The 19,613-nt window shown below is 42.7% G+C and carries 21 protein-coding genes and 1 pseudogene; 8 read left to right on the top strand and 14 right to left on the bottom strand.

Translation table 11 applies throughout. The features are described from left to right. Positions 1–51: 51 nt before the first annotated feature. The 3 genes from rsmB to C3007_RS07510 form a co-directional block, all read right to left on the bottom strand. Positions 52–1,407, bottom strand: a complete 1,356-nt coding sequence (gene rsmB, locus C3007_RS07500) for a 16S rRNA (cytosine(967)-C(5))-methyltransferase RsmB (protein ID WP_103853865.1) — start codon at positions 1,405–1,407, stop codon at positions 52–54. Beyond that, positions 1,407–2,366, bottom strand: coding sequence for a methionyl-tRNA formyltransferase (gene fmt, locus C3007_RS07505; RefSeq protein ID WP_103853866.1), 960 nt, complete (start codon positions 2,364–2,366; stop codon positions 1,407–1,409). Before fmt ends, rsmB begins: the two co-directional genes overlap by 1 nt. A 209-nt stretch (positions 2,367–2,575) precedes the next feature. After that, entirely contained in the window at positions 2,576–4,489 is a 1,914-nt protein-coding gene (locus tag C3007_RS07510) for a bifunctional 5-dehydro-2-deoxygluconokinase/5-dehydro-2-deoxyphosphogluconate aldolase (protein WP_103853867.1), read from the bottom strand. A 250-nt stretch (positions 4,490–4,739) separates the two neighbouring features. Between C3007_RS07510 and C3007_RS07515 the strand changes: the two genes are divergently transcribed. Continuing rightward, positions 4,740–5,585, top strand: a complete 846-nt coding sequence (locus C3007_RS07515) for a MurR/RpiR family transcriptional regulator (protein WP_103853868.1) — start codon at positions 4,740–4,742, stop codon at positions 5,583–5,585. A gap of 58 nt (positions 5,586–5,643) precedes the next feature. Here C3007_RS07515 and rplS read toward each other — a convergent pair whose 3' ends face one another. From rplS to yczE, 7 genes are all read right to left on the bottom strand, one after another. Further along, the gene (gene rplS, locus C3007_RS07520; RefSeq protein ID WP_103853869.1) at positions 5,644–5,994 is read right to left on the bottom strand and encodes a 50S ribosomal protein L19; all 351 of its coding nucleotides are present in this window, start codon (positions 5,992–5,994) and stop codon (positions 5,644–5,646) included. Between the two features lie 65 nt (positions 5,995–6,059). After that, positions 6,060–6,812, bottom strand: a complete 753-nt coding sequence (gene trmD, locus C3007_RS07525; RefSeq protein WP_103853870.1) for a tRNA (guanosine(37)-N1)-methyltransferase TrmD — start codon at positions 6,810–6,812, stop codon at positions 6,060–6,062. 62 nt (positions 6,813–6,874) lie between these two features. Then, positions 6,875–7,402 carry a ribosome maturation factor RimM gene (rimM, locus tag C3007_RS07530; RefSeq protein ID WP_103853871.1) on the bottom strand — a complete coding sequence of 176 codons (528 nt, stop codon included), beginning with the start codon at positions 7,400–7,402 and terminating at the stop codon, positions 6,875–6,877. 31 nt (positions 7,403–7,433) lie between these two features. Further along, positions 7,434–7,685: a 30S ribosomal protein S16 gene (gene rpsP, locus C3007_RS07535; protein WP_103853872.1), complete on the bottom strand. Its 252-nt coding sequence runs from the start codon at positions 7,683–7,685 to the stop codon at positions 7,434–7,436. 161 nt (positions 7,686–7,846) lie between these two features. After that, positions 7,847–8,875 (bottom strand): glycosyltransferase family 4 protein, encoded by a 1,029-nt coding sequence (locus C3007_RS07540; RefSeq protein ID WP_103853873.1) that lies wholly within the window; start codon positions 8,873–8,875, stop codon positions 7,847–7,849. Between the two features lie 16 nt (positions 8,876–8,891). Beyond that, a complete protein-coding gene (locus C3007_RS07545; RefSeq protein WP_103853874.1) occupies positions 8,892–9,653 on the bottom strand; it encodes a glycosyltransferase family 2 protein in 762 nt (253 codons plus the stop codon). 84 nt (positions 9,654–9,737) lie between these two features. After that, complete coding sequence (gene yczE / locus C3007_RS07550; protein ID WP_103853875.1) at positions 9,738–10,388, bottom strand: membrane protein YczE; 651 nt, start codon at positions 10,386–10,388, stop codon at positions 9,738–9,740. A gap of 241 nt (positions 10,389–10,629) precedes the next feature. On the opposite strand from yczE, the gene C3007_RS07555 reads away from it, so the two are divergent. From C3007_RS07555 to dusA, 5 genes are all read left to right on the top strand, one after another. After that, positions 10,630–11,892 (top strand): NupC/NupG family nucleoside CNT transporter, encoded by a 1,263-nt coding sequence (locus C3007_RS07555; protein ID WP_103853876.1) that lies wholly within the window; start codon positions 10,630–10,632, stop codon positions 11,890–11,892. A 214-nt stretch (positions 11,893–12,106) separates the two neighbouring features. Further along, positions 12,107–13,345 carry a phosphopentomutase gene (deoB, locus tag C3007_RS07560; RefSeq protein WP_103853877.1) on the top strand — a complete coding sequence of 413 codons (1,239 nt, stop codon included), beginning with the start codon at positions 12,107–12,109 and terminating at the stop codon, positions 13,343–13,345. 17 nt (positions 13,346–13,362) lie between these two features. Continuing rightward, positions 13,363–14,079 carry a purine-nucleoside phosphorylase gene (gene deoD, locus C3007_RS07565; protein WP_103853878.1) on the top strand — a complete coding sequence of 239 codons (717 nt, stop codon included), beginning with the start codon at positions 13,363–13,365 and terminating at the stop codon, positions 14,077–14,079. Between the two features lie 153 nt (positions 14,080–14,232). Then, positions 14,233–15,639: a chloride channel protein gene (locus tag C3007_RS07570; RefSeq protein ID WP_103853879.1), complete on the top strand. Its 1,407-nt coding sequence runs from the start codon at positions 14,233–14,235 to the stop codon at positions 15,637–15,639. Next, positions 15,639–16,637, top strand: a complete 999-nt coding sequence (gene dusA / locus C3007_RS07575) for a tRNA dihydrouridine(20/20a) synthase DusA (RefSeq protein WP_103853880.1) — start codon at positions 15,639–15,641, stop codon at positions 16,635–16,637. Before C3007_RS07570 ends, dusA begins: the two co-directional genes overlap by 1 nt. Before the next feature lie 53 nt (positions 16,638–16,690). Here the strand turns inward: dusA and C3007_RS11845 are convergent. The 4 genes and pseudogenes from C3007_RS11845 to C3007_RS11460 form a co-directional block, all read right to left on the bottom strand. Next, positions 16,691–16,894: pseudogene (locus tag C3007_RS11845) on the bottom strand (IS3 family transposase). Next, the gene (locus tag C3007_RS07585) at positions 16,854–17,177 is read right to left on the bottom strand and encodes a DDE-type integrase/transposase/recombinase (RefSeq protein WP_103853882.1); all 324 of its coding nucleotides are present in this window, start codon (positions 17,175–17,177) and stop codon (positions 16,854–16,856) included. The pseudogene C3007_RS11845 and the gene C3007_RS07585 overlap by 41 nt, the downstream one beginning before the upstream one ends. Continuing rightward, entirely contained in the window at positions 17,174–17,431 is a 258-nt protein-coding gene (locus C3007_RS11850) for a helix-turn-helix domain-containing protein (RefSeq protein ID WP_103853883.1), read from the bottom strand. The genes C3007_RS07585 and C3007_RS11850 overlap by 4 nt, the downstream gene beginning before the upstream one ends. 103 nt (positions 17,432–17,534) lie before the next feature. Next, positions 17,535–17,726: a hypothetical protein gene (locus C3007_RS11460; protein ID WP_123772535.1), complete on the bottom strand. Its 192-nt coding sequence runs from the start codon at positions 17,724–17,726 to the stop codon at positions 17,535–17,537. 203 nt (positions 17,727–17,929) lie between these two features. Between C3007_RS11460 and mprA the strand changes: the two genes are divergently transcribed. Beyond that, on the top strand, positions 17,930–18,433 hold the full coding sequence (mprA, locus tag C3007_RS07595; RefSeq protein ID WP_103853884.1) for a transcriptional repressor MprA: 504 nt from the start codon (positions 17,930–17,932) through the stop codon (positions 18,431–18,433). A 12-nt stretch (positions 18,434–18,445) separates the two neighbouring features. Next, entirely contained in the window at positions 18,446–19,612 is a 1,167-nt protein-coding gene (locus C3007_RS07600; RefSeq protein ID WP_103853885.1) for an EmrA/EmrK family multidrug efflux transporter periplasmic adaptor subunit, read from the top strand. Position 19,613 lies beyond the last annotated feature (1 nt).

A 19,613-nucleotide genomic window follows, 5' to 3' on the forward strand; every position in this document is an offset into this window, starting at 1 on the left:
TTTAGTATTAATGTGACATTTATCTATCTACTAGTTTAAATTGACACAGGTTCAAGTGCCTTTTTTCCGCAATTTTACGTAATAAAATCCATCGCCGCGATTTTCTTGTGGGAAGAATTGATGGCCGACCTGCTCTTGTTCGGGGAATGGCAGGGGCATTAATTCTGCCTCGGGGTATTGTTGTAAAAAGTCGCTGATTTGTTGGCTGTTTTCTTCTGGCAATAATGAGCAAGTGGCGTAAAGCAACACGCCGTTTGGTTTTAAGCGTTGCCATAAAGCGGTTAGAATGGCTTTTTGTAAGGCCACTAAAGGGGCGATGTCGCTTTCTTTGCGTAGCCATTTTATATCGGGGTGGCGGCGGATAACTCCAGTGGCGGAACAAGGGGCATCAAGCAAAATTCGGTCAAATTGCACCGCACTTTCGCCAAACTGCTGTTGAATTTGGGCAAACCATTGATCTGGCTGGCTGGCATCGCCACAAATCACAAGGGCGTTTTGTCCCATTCGTGCGAGATTTTCTTCCACCCGTTTCAATCGATGCGGTTCAACGTCTAATGCCGCCACCTTGGCTTGTGGTGCAAGTTCTAAAATATGCGTGGTTTTTCCACCGGGTGCAGCGCAGGCATCTAAAATCAATTCGCCATTTTGCGGCTCAAGCAATAAGCCAGACCATTGTGCGTGTAGATCTTGCACGGTGAGCCAACCTTCGGCGAAATGCGGTAATTGCGCGACATTTTTCGCCTGTTCCAAGCGGATCGCCTGTGGGTGATCCGCGCTTGCCGCTTCAATGTCAGCCTCTTGCAACAAGGTTAGATACTCATTCACGTTGCTATGTTGCGGGTTCACTCGTAACCACATTGGTGGCCGTTGGTTATTCGCTTCCACAATCTCACGCCAATTTGGATAGGCTTTTTTCAGCTTATGCACGAGCCATTCAGGGTGCAAGGTTTGCCAATGCTTATCCACTTTCGCCAAAATGCTCTCTTGCTCGCGCAAGAAACGGCGTAGCACGCCATTCACCAAGCCTTTGAAACTGTCCAATTTTAGGCTTCGTGCGGCTTTTACCATTTCATCTACCACCGCGTGATCGGGCGTGCGTAAATATAATAATTGATACAATCCCACCAACAATAAACAATGCACAAGACGCGTTTTGCCTTTCAACGGCTTATCCACCAAGTGCTGAATAATTTGCTCTAAACGTGGCAACACGCGGCACACGCCAAAGCAAATTTCTTGTAATAAAGGGAGATCCTGCTCTTTCAGTGCAGGATTTTTTTCCGCCAACAAGGTGGAAAGCGATTGCCCCTTATCCAACACTTGCAAAAGATATTGTGCCGCCACGGCGCGCGCAGAAAGGGATTTTGCAGCAAGTGCGGTGCTTTTTTTGCTGATTTTTTGTTTCATTATGCCAACACCTTACCCACGCTGAACCAATCTGCTCGTCCATTGAGTAAATCCTGTGCCGACATTGGCTTTTTACCCGCAGGCTGCAGCTGAGTGAGATTTAACACACCATCTGCGGTAGCAATTTGAATGCCATTTTTATCCGCTTGTAAAATCGTGCCTGCTGGCTGATTTTGATGTGGCAGCACCTTGGCTTGATACACTTTCAAGGTCTGCTCGTTGCCCTCTTTATCCGTGGTCACAAAATAGCTAATCGGCCAAGGATTAAACGCACGAATACAACGCTCAAGCTGTGTCGCTGAAAGCTGCCAATCCAATTTTGCTTCTTGTTTAGAAAGTTTATCGGCATAATTGGCAAGGGCATCATCTTGCGCTTCAGGTGGAAACTCTCCTGTTTCCAAGCCATTTAACACATCAAGCAACGCATTTGGCGCAATCTGTTCCAACTTATGATAAAGGCTTAGAGAGGTGTCTTCTGGGCTGATGTCGCAATACACTTTATGCAGCATATCGCCCGTATCCAAGCCTTCATTCATTTGCATAATAGTCACGCCAGTTTGCGCATCACCCGCCCAAATCGCGCGCTGAATCGGCGCTGCCCCACGCCAACGAGGCAAAATCGAGCCGTGTACATTCAAGCAGCCTAATCTTGGCGCGTCCAACACCGCTTTCGGCAAAATTAAGCCATAGGCCACCACTACCATCACATCGGCATTCAGTGCTGCCAGCTCCTGCTGCGCTTCCGCTTTGCGTAGGGATTTAGGCTGATAAACAGGGATCTGATGCCGCTCCGCCAATTGTTTCACCGCACTTGCTTGTAGTTTCTTACCCCGTCCAGCTGGCTTGTCTGGCTGCGTATAAACCGCAATCACATTATGTTCTGAATTCAACAGTGCCGCTAAATGCTGTGCGGCAAATTCTGGCGTCCCCGCAAAAATAATATTTAAAGGTTTTGTCATCGCATTTCTCTTGATTATGCAAGGTTGGAATTGGCGTTAAGTATAATGTATTTTTGACTTGGGGTGAAAAGAATGCTAAAAGAAAGGCGGATTAAAAATAAAGTGCGGTGGAAAATTTGCCAAAAAACGACCGCACTTAGTTAATCGCTAAAATGAAAAAGCGAGCCATTTGGCTCGCTGACAACATTTATCAAAACAAACTTAAGCGGTTAATTTTTACGATTTTTCCATAATCGGATCAATCGTCTATAACGCTCAGATACCGCTTGAATTAACTGCTCATCGGAAATCTCGCCGGCAAGCCATTGAGAAGAGGGTTGTCCGAAGATTGTGCGGCCAACAGCAAAACCTTTGACTAACGGCGCATTTGCAGAGGCTTTAAAGACTTGTTCAAAGGTTTCTTCTGGGGCATCTAACCCTAAAATAAGAATACCGCGGCAATAAGGATCACTTTGTTCGATGACGTGGCTAATCTCTTGCCAAGCCTGCGCAGAAACACCGGGTAATTTCCACCAATCTGGCTTAATGCCAATAGCATAGAAATGTTTAATCATTTCTGCATAATAAGCCTCGTTTTGTTCCATATCTGCAGGCAAAATAATTTCTAATAGCAATTCGTGTCCTGTTCGGCAACAAGTTTGGTAAACCTGTTTGAGCATTTCATCTTGTTCTGCACGCAAATCTGCATTATCGGCAGGGTGATAGAAAGCAAGACATTTAACAACCTGTTCGGCAGGCCAATTGATGAGTTGGCTACCAAGATCACCATGTTCTAAACGTAACGGACGAGAAGAAGGCAACTCAATTGGTCGCCCAATCCACCAGCCTTTACCGGTGATTTCATTGAGCGCTGCTTGTCCGAAGGTTGTATCAGCCAGAATACCAGCGTGTCCGTTGGCAATACCTTCTTGTTGTGCCGTTTGTTCAGCCGCTTGTACAAGAAGTTTTTTCAGAACAGGAATTCTATCTAAATTCGCACCGCACTTTTGCGCCATATCAACAAGTTGTTTACGATGATCAAAAGCAAAAATACAAAGATCGTCCCATTGGGTTTTACGCGTGGTAACACGATGTAAATGATTTAGTTGTAGATCAAGGTCAGGACGTGGCACGCTTTCTGCTCGAGCCAAATAATCATCTAGCTCAGCCTTGGTTGGCATTGCTGGCGCACAGCCGTGACGAGAAACCACTAGCGCACCGCAAGCATTGGCATAGCGGCAACATTGCTCCCAGCTTTCACCATTGATATAACCGCGCAATAAGCCTGACATAAAGGCATCACCTGCACCTAAAACATTCAATACTTCAACCCGTACACCATAGACATTAATACCGCCGTCTAAATCATCAGGAATATCTCCCTCAAACACAGAGCAACCTAATGCTCCACGTTTACATACGAGTGTAGCATTGCTCACTTTGCGTACATTTTTTAGTGCCGTCAATGTATCTGTCGAGCCACCTGCAATATGGAACTCTTCTTCTGTGCCAACTAACACATCAAAATGATGCAACACTTCTTGTAGTGATTTGGTTACCGCTTCGGAATCAATAAAACGTGTTTCACCATCACCAAGAGACGTTAAGCCCCACAAAACAGGACGATAATCAATATCAAGCAAACGTTTTGTGCCATTACGTCCTGCATATTCTAAGGCAGTTAATACTGCGTGGCGTGTTTTAGGATGAGATAAATGCGTTCCTGTAATCGCAAGTGCTTTGGCTGAGGCGATATAAGCCTCATCAAAATCTTCTGCGCTAATCGCCATATCGGCACAATTCTCGCGGTAAAAAATAAGGGGGAAAGTATCTTGATCTTTAATGCCTAAAATCACTAACCCAGTAAGCCGTTCTTTGTCTGTAATTAAATGGCTGGTATCCACCCCAACACGTTGCAATTCCTCTCGTAGAAAACGCCCCATATGCTCATCTCCAACACGAGCAAGCATGGATGACTTCACGCCTTGCACTGCTGTGCCATAAGCCACATTTCCAGAGGATCCGCCTAAATATTTTGCAAAAGAGGTGACATCTTCCAAGCGGCAACCAATTTGTTGAGCATACAAGTCCACTGCCACACGTCCAAGACAGATAAGATCTAAGGTTTTTTCAGTCATTTTCATTGTGCTTTTCCTTAGTGATGATGAAATCACAAAATGCTTAATTCATAAAATCATAGTTAAATTAAAACATATATTTCAAAAATGTCATTTTATGGAATTAATATTTGAGAAGTAGATCACAAAGATTTTCACCTATCCCGAGAAAACTACGCCTTAATCTTAAAATTTAGCAAAGAACATTTTCTGTTCAGATGAAATTTTTGCTATTATGAACCAAGTTATAAAATATTTATTTCGTTAGGAAGGTAGAATGCAAAATAACTCTCAGTTAGTCCAATTACAAAATGAAATCCGTGCGCGTTACGACAGTTTAAGTAAACGTTTAAAGCAAGTGGCACAGTATGTGCTAGATAACAGTAATAGTGTGGTGTTTGATACTGTTGCTACCATTTCTGAACGAGCCGATGTGCCGCCTTCCACCTTAATTCGTTTCGCTAATGCTTTTGGCTTCAGTGGATTTAATGAAATGAAGCAGATCTTCCGTGAAAACCTAATGGAAGAAACGGCAAATTATACTGAACGTTTACAACTTTTTCGTCAGCTTGAACCCGAACAAGCCAATCAAGAAAGTGCGGTGGATATTTTGAATATTTTTGCTCAAGCGAATTATCAAGCGTTACAGCAATTAGCTAGCCAAACCTCTGAGCAGGAAATACAGCAAGCAGTGGAAATTTTAAACAATGCAAACAATATTTTCATTATTGGCTTAAAACGTTCCTTTAGCATTGCGAGCTATTTAGACTATGCCCTGCACCACTTAGACTGCCGTTCATTTTTAATCAATGGATTAGGGGGAATGTTTGATGAACAACTTAATTTAGTTAAAGAGGGTGATGTCGTCATTGCGATTAGCTTTTCACCTTATGCAAAAGAAACAGTAGATATTATGCATACTACGGCAAATAAAGGCGTAAAACAAATTGCGATCACGGATAGCCAAATTAGCCCTTTAATCGCCTTTAGCGATGTTTCTTTTGTCATTAAAGAAGCCCAAGTACGTGGTTTTCGCTCACAATGTGCAACAATGACTTTAGTGCAAACTTTGGCAATTGCCCTTGCATTAAAGAAAGAATTGCCTCCTTTAGAAAATAAATAATAGATAAACAAAAAGGCTTGAGATTACTCTCAAGCCCTTATAATTTTCACTTGGAAAATTAGTCACCAAGACGTTCTTTAATACGTGCAGATTTACCTGAACGCTCACGTAAGTAGTAAAGTTTCGCTTTACGAACCGCACCTTTACGTTTAACGGCGATGCTATCTACAACTGGTGAGTGAGTTTGGAATACACGCTCAACGCCCACACCGTTAGATACTTTGCGTAAAGTGAATGCACTGTGCAAGCCGCGGTTACGAATTGCAATAACCACGCCTTCGAATGCTTGCAGACGACGTTTACTTCCTTCAACAACCCATACTTTAACTTCTAAAGTATCACCTGGGCGGAAGCTAGGTACATTTTGTTTTAATTGTTCTTGTTCAATTTGTTTAATGATGTTACTCATTGTGTAATCCTTCTAAGATCCTAGTATTAACTGATGATTTTGCGAATGATTAAACTCGCAATCAACTAATCAACTTTATTTGCTTGCTGTTCAAGTTTGACTTGTGCCAGCAGTTTCCGTTGTTCGTCAGTCAGAGCTAGGCTTTCCAATAGCTCAGGGCGTCTTAACCAGGTTCGCAATAACGATTGTTTTAACCGCCATTTACGAATTTCTTCGTGGTTGCCCGACATCAACACCGCAGGTACAGACATTCCGTCTAGCACTTCTGGGCGAGTATAGTGAGGGCAGTCAAGCAAACCATCGGCAAAAGAATCTTCTTCTGCGGAGGCCTGTTTGCCTAGCACTCCGGGGATAAAGCGTGCAACGGCATCAATCAATGTCATTGCAGGTAATTCACCACCAGTGAGAACGTAATCACCGACCGACCATTCTTCGTCAATCTCAGTTTGGATCACTCGTTCGTCAATACCCTCGTAACGACCACAGACTAAAATCAATTTTTGATTTTGTGCCAACTCTGTTACGCCATTTTGATCGAGTTTACGTCCTTGTGGTGAAAGATAAATCACCTTCGCCCCTTCTCCTGCTGCCGTTTTAGCCGCTTGGATTGCATCACGCAATGGTTGCACCATCATCAACATTCCAGGCCCACCGCCATAAGGGCGGTCATCAACGGTTTTATGTTTATCCGTGGTGAAATCACGCGGATTCCAACACTGTACTTGCAAGAGATTTTGTTTTACGGCTCTGCCCGTTACCCCATACTCAGTAATCGCTTTAAACATTTCGGGGAACAATGAAACAAGACCAATCCACATTGTTATTTTCCTAATTTGTAGGCTCGAAATGCTACAACCTAAAGCTCACTGTATGCCTGAGTTTAGAAACCAGCGTCCCAATCCACTTCAATAGTCTTGGTGGTGAGATCTACTCTTTTAACTACTTGTTCATACAAAAACGGAATTAACCGTTCTTGTTTTCCAAAAGCATCTTTTTGACTTGCTCGCACAACTAATACATCATTTGAGCCAGTTTCCATCATTTCAGCCACCGTTCCCATATTGTAACCTTGTAGATTCACCACTTGGCAGCCAATTAAATCGTGCCAATAATAATCCCCCTCTTCAAGTTCAGGGAATACAGATAAATCTACGCCAATTTCAACATTAGTTAGGGTTTGTGCGATTTCACGATCATTAATGCCTTTTAATTTAACAATAAGTTCGTGATTATGATGTTTCCAACTTTCTAATTCTGTTGGCTGCCATTGGCCTTTAATTTTTAAAAACCAAGGCTGATAATCAAAAATGCTTTCGGCTTGTTCTGTTGATGAATAAATGCGTAACCAACCACGAATTCCGTATGTTGAACCTAATTTACCAACTACTTCAATTCTTTGTTGCGTCATTTCATTCACCTATAAACCTTAAAAACTGCAATTAAGCTGCAGCTTTTTGAGCTTCTTTTACCAAAGAGCTAACGCGATCTGATAAGCTTGCTCCTTTCTCAACCCAAGCATTTACACGCTCAAGATTGATACGAAGACGCTCAGCTTTACCTGCCGCTAAAGGGTTGAAAAAGCCAACACGCTCAATAAAACGACCATCGCGTGGGCAACGGCTGTCAGCTACTACAATTTGGTAAAATGGGCGTTTTTTAGAACCGCCACGAGATAAACGAATGGTTACCATAACCTTCCTCTAATTAATTAATACTATACTAAAAGAAAACCCACATCGAAGGAGTGGGAATGCTTACTTTTTTCTCTGTATATATAGACAAAAAGCCTGTGGATTATACGCTTTTCCGATAAAAAGGCAACAAATATTCGCTACGAAAAGGGTATAAATAGCTATGATTTCTCTGCTAAAAGATTATGATAAATTTCAGCATACTGTTTTGCCATATTTTGTGCTGAAAAATCATTATGTTGCATATACAGCTTGATATTTGCTTTTAATTCAACAAGTTGTTCTGGATTATTAAGGAGCTCTTTTAAAACTTCTTGATAGGAATCAGGCGTGTTATGTTTGATTAGATAGCCTGTTTTGTTATTTTCAATAATATCGGGTATTCCTCCTACTGCATTGGCTATTGCTGGAACACCATATTGGTAACCCTCTAAAATTACAGCTCCCAATCCTTCGGAATGGGAAGGAACAATTTGTAAATCAACATTTTTAAATACCGAACCAATATAAGAGGTAAAAGGAATAAAAATAACGTTTTTTAAGTCTTTAGCCTGTTCTTTCAAGGCTTGTTCTAACTCACCTGAACCAACAATATAAAATAATATTTCAGGAAAGTTTTTTGCAAGCTCAATAGTTAATTCAAAATTCTTAACCTTTTGTAAATTGCCAATATGAGCGATAGATAGCTTTTCATTTTTCTTTGAAAAAAATGTTTGTTCAAATTCATTATTCTCTAATAAAGGTTTTATGCAGCCATAAATTGTTTTTACATTACTATTCAGCTCTCTTAAGTTATGACTAACTTGCTCGCTGATTCCAACCAACATATCAGCATTTTTATAAGATTTTGTTGAGGATTTACGTTTAAATGGAAAGGCAACATGCCTTGTTATTACAACAGATTTTCCAGAAATCAATTTCAGAAACCCTGCGATATGTGCCCCTCTGCCATCTTGAGCATGGATAATCAACGGTTTTTTACTCAACACTAGTTTAATTAACTGAAAAAGATTTAAAACAGTAATATTTTTATACTGTCTTAATTTCTGAATAAACTTACCATTCCTTTTCCCAAAAAAGTAAATTTTATACTCAGGTAATGCTAGCATTAATTGCTCAGTTTGGAACTCACCGCCACCAAAGCCTTTTGCCATATTAATAAATAAAATTTCGGGTTTAATCTCGTTCATATTTTTACCTTAATAATTATTTAGAAACATCTTTTGACCATAGTTGAGCATATTTAGAAAATACTGAAAAGGATGAAAGCACCGCTAATAAAAATCCTTGTTTACCATCTAAAAAACCCGATTTTAACAAATACATTTTAATAAAAGCACTCATTGCGTGCGTAATCCCTTGAAACAGCGTGGCTTTTTTGCCTTGTCTATGGTGCTGTTCCGCCCAAGCTTGCGCATAGTTAGCCGATTTCACCAAGTAATGATGTAAATTTTTATAAGGATAATGCAGCAAGTTACCCGCCAATTTTTCCACTTTTGTATTGGCAGGATACACCACTTTTTCGTGAACTAAGGCATCGTTATAGCCTGCGTACTGGGTTTGATATAAACGCACCACATAATCAGGATACCAACCTGAATGACGAATTAAGCGCCCGAACACTTCACTAATGCGCGGAATATCGTACACCACATTCGGCAAATTTTTTGCCACCACTTGCTGAATATTTTCCCTTAGCTCATCGGTTACGCGCTCATCAGCGTCCAGCCATAGCACATAATCGGACGTAACATATTGCTGGGCAAGTTGGCGCTGTTTGCCGAAGCCTTGCCAATCGGTATTTTCATAGAATTTAGCGCCATATTGCAGGGCGATTTCTTTAGTATTATCGGTGCTGCCCGAGTCTAAAATCACAATCTCGTCCACCCAATCTTTCACGCTAGCTAAGCATTGTGCCAGATCTTGCTGTTCATTTTTTACAATCATTGCAACGCTAATGGTCGGCATAATTTATCCCTTTTTAAAATCACTTTTGCTCTAGTGTAACGGATCTTTGCTGAAAAGAAAAAAGAATGGAAAAATCACCGCACTTTATTTTTCAGGGGATAAGCAATTAACCATTATGCTTAATGTTGCTTGCACCACCCAGCCAATAAAAAAAGCAAACAATAATGTGCCAATGCCCACTGTGCCGCCGAGCATAAAGCCTAATACACAAACAGTAACTTCCATAATGGTTCTGACAATACCAACCTTGCAGTGAAAGCGGTGGCAAAGCCCAACCATTAGTCCATCTCTTGGTCCGCCGCCTTGATGACAGGTGAGGTAAAACGCGGAGGCGATCCCAAAGAGCAAAATCCCAATGATGGCATAGCCAATGCGTAATAAGATTCCACTTGGAGCGGGCAGGAAAGCAACGCTAATGCCTAAAGCCAAGGCAACCAAAAGCATATTTAAGATTGTCCCTAAGCCGACACGGAGTTTGAGTGGCAGCCACATTAGCATCACCAATGCGCTAATCAATAATGATGCCCAACCTACGCTAAATCCTGCCTGTAACGCAATGCCTTGTGAAAGCACTGTCCAAGGGGCTGATCCGAGGTTAGAAAGCAAAAGCAATCCTTCGCCAAGCCCTAAAATCAATAAAGAAAGGATAAGTACGCATAAGGGCTGAAGCTCCACAGACCAGAAGTTTTTTGCTGTCCAAGGCGTTTTGGGGAGAACTTTAAATTGATTTTTCATAGATAAATTTTTTGTAAATTTGCACCGCACTTTTAGTTGTGATGATAAAGGAAATTTGCCTAAATCCCAACTTCTTAATCTCTATAACATATAGCTAAAACGTTTAAGAAATTGTTGCTTTTTACAGCAAAGCAATCGCTTGCCTTCACATTTTTGTACATTTTTGCAAGCATTTCATTACAAAAAACAGTAGAATTAGCTCGCTTTTTTATATCAATTTTACATTTAAGGAAATTCTAATATGAGTAGCTTAATAAGTGTGCTAGGCATTGTTGTACTTCTTGCTATTGCCGTTCTATTATCCAGCAATCGCCGTGCGATTAGTTTGCGTACTGTAGGGGGCGCGTTATTAATTCAAATTCTGATCGGCGCATTTATTCTTTATGTGCCTGTTGGTCGTGATATTTTGCTGTCCTTATCCAATGGCGTAAGTAAAGTGATTAATTACGGTAACGAAGGGGTTCAATTTGTCTTTGGTGGTTTAGCCACTGACGCCTCTTTCAAAGCCTTTGGTAATGATGGTTTTATTTTTGCCATTCGCGTGTTACCGATTATCGTGTTCTTCTCTGCGTTAATTTCCTTACTTTATTACATTGGTGTAATGCAATGGATCATTAAAATCATTGGTGGTGGTTTACAAAAAGCATTAGGCACATCTAAAGCGGAATCAATGTCTGCAGCGGCAAACATTTTCGTCGGACAAACAGAAGCGCCATTGGTGGTGAAACCTTATATCAGCAAAATGACTGAATCAGAATTGTTTGCTGTGATGTGTGGGGGCTTGGCTTCTATTGCAGGTTCTGTATTGGCAGGTTATGCAGGTTTAGGCGTGCCATTGCCATACTTAATCGCTGCGTCTTTTATGGCAGCACCAGCAGGCTTATTATTCGCGAAATTGATCGTGCCACAAACCGAAAAATTCAATGATGACATTGAAAAAGTGGATTTAGAACAACCTTCTAATATTTTAGATGCGGCGGCGGCGGGTGCATCATCTGGTATGCAGTTGGCAATGAATGTGGGTGCGATGTTGATTGCTTTCGTGGCGTTAATCGCACTGGTTAATGGTTTATTAGGTGGCATTGGCGATTGGTTTGGTATGCCTGAGCTTTCTCTTGGTATGATCTTAGGCTGGATTTTCCGTCCGTTAGCTTGGGTGATTGGTGTGCCTTGGGACGAAGCTGCGGTTGCAGGTCAAATGATCGGGATTAAATTAGCGGTGAACGAATTTGTTGGCTACTTAGAATTTGCCCCTTACCTTGCTGCGGACGCTGCGGTACAATTAAGCGATAAAACCAAAGCGATTATTACTTTCGCCCTTTGTGGTTTCGCCAACTTCAGCTCTATCGCCATCTTAATCGGTGGATTAGGTGGAATTGCACCAAGCCGCCGTGGTGATATTGCACGTCTTGGTATCAAAGCGGTGATCGCAGGATCATTAGCGAACCTGATGAGTGCAACCATTGCAGGTTTATTTATCGGTTTAAGTGGTGCTGCACTATAAAATGTAAGAAAAGTGCGGTAAAATTTCACCGAATTTTTTCGATAACACCACGACATTGTTCGTGGTGTTGTCATATTAAGGCAAAGAAAACGTTTGCTATTGTAATAACGGTAATCACGCACAAGGTAAGAGATTTCCTTGAGCGATCATTTTTCAACATAACGCAAACATTCTGTTGCCTGAAAAGCAGAGTTCAATAATTAAGGAGCTTAAAATGAAACGCGTATTTATAATGATGTTAGACTCTTTCGGTATCGGTTCAAGTGAAGATGCAGAAAAATTTGGTGATAAAGGGGCGAACACCTTAGGCCATATTGCACAACGTTGTGCGGAAGGGCTAGAAGACAAAAATGGCCGCAAAGGCCCACTTCACCTGCCTAACTTTGAAAAACTCGGCTTAGGCTTAGCGGCGAAAGAATCTTGCGGTGAATTGCCAGCAGGGTTCAATCCAAACCCAGTGTTAATTGGTGGTTACGCTTATGCGAAAGAAATTTCCTCAGGCAAAGACACCCCATCAGGCCACTGGGAAATTGCTGGCGTGCCAGTATTATTCGATTGGGGCTATTTCCCTGATCACGAAAATAGCTTTCCGCAAGCACTTTTAGATCGCATTGTCGAACGCGCAGGTTTAGACGGTTACCTTGGCAACTGCCATTCATCAGGCACGGTGATCTTAGATCAACTGGGTGAAGAGCATATGAAAACGGGCAAACCGATTTTCTACACCTCAGCAGATTCTGTATTCCAAATTGCCTGCCACGAAGAGACCTATGGCTTAGATAAACTTTACGAATTATGCGAAATCGTGCGTGAAGAACTGGCTGATTACAACATTGGCCGTGTGATTGCGCGTCCATTTGTGGGCAACAAAGCAGGTGAATTTTCTCGCACAGGTAACCGTAAAGACTACGCCATTGAGCCACCAGCAAAAACCGTCTTACAAAAATTAGTGGAAGAAAAACAAGGCGATGTGATTTCAATCGGGAAAATTGCAGATATTTACGCGCACACAGGCATTACCGAAAAAGTGAAAGCCACGGGCTTGGAAGAATTATTCGACAAAACCCTTGTGGAAGTGAAAAGAGCGGGGGAAAATTCCATCGTTTTCACCAACTTTGTAAACTTTGACTCTGATTTCGGCCATCGCCGTGATGTAGCAGGTTATGCTGCTGCATTAGAATACTTCGACAGCCGTATTCCAGAATTATTGGCCTTAATGAATGAAGATGATTTACTGATTTTCACAGCTGATCACGGTTGCGATCCAACGTGGCACGGCACGGATCACACCCGTGAGCATATCCCTGTGCTATTATACGGTTCGCAAGTGCCAAAACAATTTTTAGGCAAACGCGACACTTTCGCTGACGTAGGGCAAACTGTCGCAGATTATTTTGATCTGCCGCAAATGGATTACGGCAAATCAATCATTGATTTTCACCATCAAGATTAACTTTAAGAGGATAGATTATGACTCCACATATTAACGCACCCGCTGGGGCTTTTGCTGACGTAGTATTAATGCCGGGCGATCCATTGCGCGCAAAATACATTGCGGAAACATTCTTAGACGATGCGAAAGAAGTGACCAACGTGCGTAATATGCTCGGCTACACTGGCACTTACAAAGGACGCAAAATTTCGGTAATGGGACACGGAATGGGGATCCCATCTTGTTCTATTTACGCCAAAGAATTAATCACGGATTATGGCGTGAAAAAAATTATCCGTGTTGGTTCGTGCGGTGCGGTACGTCCAGACGTGAAATTGCGTGATGTGATCATCGGCCTTGGCGCTTGTACTGATTCCAAAGTAAACCGCATTCGTTTTAAAGATAACGACTTTGCCGCCATCGCCGATTTTGAAATGACGCAAGCAGCCGTACAAGCAGCGAAAAACAAAGGCATCAACGTGCGCGTGGGTAACCTTTACTCTGCGGATCTTTTCTACACCCCCGATGTAGAAATGTTTGATGTAATGGAAAAATACGGCATTTTGGGCGTAGAAATGGAAGCCGCGGGCATTTATGGCGTTGCCGCGGAATTTGGTGCGAAAGCTTTAACCATCTGTACCGTATCAGACCACATTCGCACTCACGAACAAACCACCGCAGAAGAACGCCAACTCACGTTCAATGAGATGATTGAAATTGCGTTAGAAAGCGTATTACTTGGTGATCAGGCTTAATTTTTAACAAAATCTCACCGCACTTTACTTTATTTGCGAAATAAGTGCGGTGATTTTTTTGCCTATTTTTCATCTTCTTGATCCTTGCCATATCTCACGCACGAAAATATTGCTATAATTTTCCGCAATTTATTTTCATCTCAATCATCTAAAATGTTAAAGCGATTCACCCAAAAAATTCGTCATTTTATTCACCGAAAATTACGCCAAAGCTATCGTATTTCGCGTAAAACCATTGAGTTTTCCTGCTTATTGATCGGCGCGGCGTTGGTGTCCTTATTCTCACTAGGCTTTGCGAAATTTGCCGATCTTGCCTTACATTGGAATGCCCAATGGAGTGCAAAATATCCTTATGCCGTATGGCTGGTGCTGCCCTTAGGCTTGGCATTTTTAGCTTGGTTTACCGCAAAATATACCCCTTATGTTTCGGGTAGTGGGATTCCGCAAGTGATTGCCTCTATTGATATGCCGTACAGTGCTAATAAAAGTAAGCTCATTGCTTTTGGGCAAACCCTGTGGAAAATTCCACTCACGTTTTTAGCGATGTTATTTGGTGCCTCTGTGGGGCGTGAAGGGCCGTCTGTGCAAGTGGGCGCGGCGGTAATGTATGCGTGGGGCAATGTGTGTCGCCGCCACGGCTTGGCATTCAAAGGCTTAAATGCCAATGAATTAATGGCAACAGGTGCGGCAGGCGGTTTAGCGGCAGCCTTTAATGCGCCGTTGGCTGGGGTGATTTTTGCTATTGAAGAATTAGGCCGGGGCATTTTGTTACGTTGGGAACGCCGCGTGTTACTCGGCGTGCTGACCGCAGGGTTTATTTTGGTTGCCATTGAAGGCAATAACCCTTATTTCCCGAATTATCAAGGGGAAACCTCCGTGCCTTATATGTTCTTATGGGTGATGTTATGCGGTGTAGCGAGTGGCATATTTGGTGGCATTTTTGCTAAATTATTAGCCAAAGGCGTGGCAGGCAGCGCTCCTGCGAAAATTCGTGGTTGGATTCGCCGCCACCCTATTTATACCGCCTTTATTTTAGGTTTAATCCTTGCGGGGCTTGGTACATTCACTCACGGACAAACTTACGGCACAGGCTATGATGTGGTTACCCAAGCACTGAGCGGCACAGAAATTGGCAGCGAAGTGGGGATAAGCAAACTGTTTGCTACAGTTGCCACTTATTGGACTGGCACAGCAGGGGGGATTTTCACCCCATCATTAACCACAGGCGCAGGCATTGGCGCGCAGATCTGGGCGCTGACTGGCGGCATTGTCGATCAGCGTTTACTGGTTTTATTATGTATGGCGGCGTTTTTGGCTGGCGCAACCCAATCCCCGGTTACGGCAAGTGTGGTGGTAATGGAAATGACATCAAGCGAACCCGTGCTATTTTGGCTCTTGATTTGTAGCCTTATCGCTTCTATTATTTCACGCCAATTTAATGCCAAACCGTTCTATCATTTTGCTGCAGGGCGTTTCCGTCAGCGTATTCAAGAACAGGCAAAGCAAGATGAGCTGAAACAGCAAGAACAGCAAAAAGCCGTACAAGAAGAAAACAAATAATGAATCAACAACAATTAACAAAAAAACCACCGCACTTTTATCGTGGGCGATTTTCTGTCGCCCCAATGCTGGATTGGACAACACGCCATTGTCGTTATTTTCATCGCCAATTTAGCCAACACGCCTTGCTTTATACGGAAATGGTTACCACAGGCGCGATTATTCACGCCAAATACGATCATTTAGCATTTGATCTGGCAGAAAACCCCGTGGCGCTTCAGCTTGGCGGCAGCGATCCCGAGCAGTTACAACATTGCGCAAAATTGGCCGCCGAACGTGGCTATCAAGAAATTAATCTGAATGTGGGCTGCCCCTCTGATCGTGTGCAAAATGGAATGTTTGGCGCGTGCCTAATGGCAAAAGCGAATTTAGTTGCTCAGTGCGTGCAACAAATGCAAGCGGTGGTGGATATTCCTGTTACAGTGAAAACCCGTATTGGTATTGATGATTTAGACAGCTATGAATTTCTTTGTGATTTCGTGCAGAAAGTGAGTCAAGCTGGTTGCCAAGAATTGATCGTTCACGCACGCAAAGCGTGGTTAAGTGGTTTAAGCCCAAAAGAAAATCGTGAAATTCCACCGCTGGATTACGAGCGTGTTTATCGGCTAAAACGCGATTTCCCACAACTTTTGATTAGCATTAATGGCGGCATTAAAACCCTTGAAGAAATGCAACAGCATTTGCGTTATGTGGACGGCGTTATGGTGGGGCGTGAAGCCTATCAGAACCCAAGTTTATTAGGTTATATTGACCAAACTTTGTTTGATCCACAAAGCCCCATTGTGCGCCCAAGAGAAGCGGTGGAAAAAATGTTCCCTTATATTGAGCAACAGCTTTCGCAAGGTGTTCATCTCAACCACATCACGCGCCATATGCTCGGAGCATTCCAACACTGTAAAGGCGCACGCCAATGGCGCAGACACCTCAGCGAAAACGCCCATAAAACAGGGGCTGGCATTGAAGTGGTGGAACAGGCTTTAGCCTTTGTGGAAGCCTAATTGTGCTGGATATTGAAGTAAAAAAAATGATCTGCACCCCAAATCCTAGACACCTAGGAAGTTAAATATTGAGCTCTGTATTGCACAGGGCTCAAATTGTTTAATGCGGGTTTAATCCGCAATTCGTTATATTAGCGAATATATTCGTGCAGCGCCTCCTCCAGCTCTACGATATTGGCAAAACGATTCGGGTAAAAACATTCCGACTTCACAATGCTAAAAAAGCGCTCTATCATCGCAATTCCCCTTGCGACCATGCTTTGAATCTTGGTCGCACTGAATCAGTGGAGCTGCGCCAGAATCTCGCTTCGATAAGGCTTCTTTAAGCATTTTTGAAACAAGCCCAAAACGTTGTCGCCGTCCGATTTGGTAGGCAATAATCTCACGGTTCGCCAAATCCATCATCGGTGAAAGATACAGCTTTTCATTCCCTACACGAAATTCGGTCACATCAATGACCCACTTCTCGTTTAGCGCCTTCGCTTTAAAATTTCTTGCCATCAAATTTGGTGCGAGATAAGCGGCTCCTCCCATCTTCATACACTTTTTCGCTTTACGCAGGAGTGGATATTTAGGTGACGCATTCGTTTCAGCATCGTTTTTCCACTTAGATAATGCCCTTGCTCGTGTAGCTTTGCTCGAATAATACGGTAACCATCTCGTCCTTGACTCGCCTTAAATATTTCCAGTATCAAGTTATTAATATCATCTAACCCATTGATTTTTCTTGCATAATAGAATGTAGTGCGAGGCAGTTTCGCCACTGTCAGTAATACGGAAAGGGGAAATTGCACCCTTAACTCTCGGACGGTGGCACACTTTCCGCTTGAGTTTGAGGCCTATGAGCGCCAAAGACTTTTTTAAATAGGAATTCTCCGCACGAAGATACTCAAGTTCTTATAATAAAAGTTCTTTTTCAGCGGTTTTGACGGGGCGTTTGGGTAATCTCATCACATTCTTCTTCCGATTAGGCTGACGGATGAGCCCATTAATACCGTATTTCTTGTATTTCTTAACGCGTTGCAACCAAATCACAATTTGGCTATGATTGGAAAGAGAACAATATTCCGCTGCCTGACGTACGCTCATTCCCTACTCAGAGACTAACGATATCGCCCACAGTTTAAACTCTGTTGAATAATATTTTCCCATAAAAAATCCGCTCCTTAATTTGTGGATGCTGTCCAACTTTTGGGGAGCAGATCACTTTACACTAAAGTGCGGTATTTTTTTTGACTTAAATAGTAACCAGAGTTACTATTACGCAGTTTATTTTCTACTTGGTTATTATTATGTCTATGCCGATTTCGTTTTCAGAACAAGAAAGGTTAATTCGTCAATCTGCGCAAAATAATCCCGTGATGCCTGTGGAGCAAATTTTGTTGGCGCGTTTGTTGCTACACAACAGTAGCCATTATGTGGAAAGACGCAATCAGTTATTAAAAAAATATCAGCTCAATGACACCCTATTTATGGCGTTGGCCGTGCTGTATTGCCAGCCAAATCATTCTTTGCAGCCGAGCAAATTAAGTGAGATTTTTGGTTATTCTAAAACCAATGCCACACGCATTGCTGATGAATTAGTGAAGCGGGAATGGTTAGAACGCACGGAAGTAGCAGGCGATCGCCGTGCTTTTTCTTTAAAACTCACAGCGCAAGGTGTGCAGTTTTTGGAGCAACTATTGCCAAATCAATGGAAACAAGTCAATGACATTTTTTCCGTGTTAGACAAGCAAGAACAACAGCAGTTAAAGCAATTATTACTCAAACTGCTCAGCAATTTAGAAAATCTTTAATAGGTAAATAAAATGACCGAACAAACAGACTACAAAAAACCGGCTTCGCCAAAAGCCAAACGTAAAAAAGCCCTTGGCTATTTCATTACGATTTTGCTGCTGATCGCGATTATCACGAACGTATATTGGTTTTTCTTTGTGCGAAATTATGAAGAAACGGAAGATGCCTATGTGGCAGGCAACCAAGTGATGATTTCGGCACAAGTGAGCGGCAATGTGAGCAAAATTAATGTGGACGATATGGATTTTGTCCACGCAGGCGATGTGTTATTGCAACTTGATGATACGGATCTCAAACTGCATTTCCAGCAGGCGCAAGATAATCTCGCCAGCAGCGTGCGTCAAATTGAGCAGTTAGGTTTTACGGTGAAACAATTACAATCCATTTTGAACGCAAAAAGCACCGCACTTAATAAAGCCAAAGGTGATTTGCAACGCCGTGAGCAATTAGCCAAAACGGGATCTATTGATAAAGAAACCTTACAGCACGCCAGAGAAGCGGTGAATATGGCGCAAGCAGATCTGCAAGCCACGCAAAATCAATTAGCAGCCAATCAAGCCTTATTAAAAGATTTGCCGCTACGAGAACAACCTGCGGTGAAAAATGCGGTGAGTGCCTTAACCCTTGCTTGGTTGAACTTACAACGCAGTCAAATTGTCAGCCCTGTTGATGGTTATGTGGCGCGCCGTAATGTGCAAGTGGGGCAAAAAGTCGCGGTGGGCAGCCCATTAATGGCGGTGGTGTCCAATCAACAAATGTGGGTGGACGCGAACTTTAAAGAAACCCAGCTCGGCAAAATGCGTATTGGTCAGCCTGTGAAATTAGTCTTTGATTTATACGGTGATGATGTGAGGTTTGATGGTAAAATCAGCGGTATTTCAATGGGAACGGGCAGCGCATTCTCTCTTTTGCCTGCACAGAACGCCACAGGGAACTGGATCAAAGTGGTGCAACGTGTACCAGTGCGTATCGATCTCGATCCTGAACAAGTAGAAAAATATCCGTTGCGCATAGGGCTTTCTGCCACGGTGGAAGTGAATGTGGCAGACACGCAAGGCAAGGTGCTGCGTGAATCTCGTCCAAACCAAGTGCTATATGAAACCAAGGTGTTAGATTACGATTTAAGCCCTGTACATCAATTAGCCGAACAAATTATTCAAGCCAATGCAGGTGAATAAA

This window comes from Avibacterium gallinarum, from assembly GCF_002921135.1.
In the GTDB taxonomy this organism is placed as follows: domain Bacteria; phylum Pseudomonadota; class Gammaproteobacteria; order Enterobacterales; family Pasteurellaceae; genus Avibacterium; species Avibacterium gallinarum.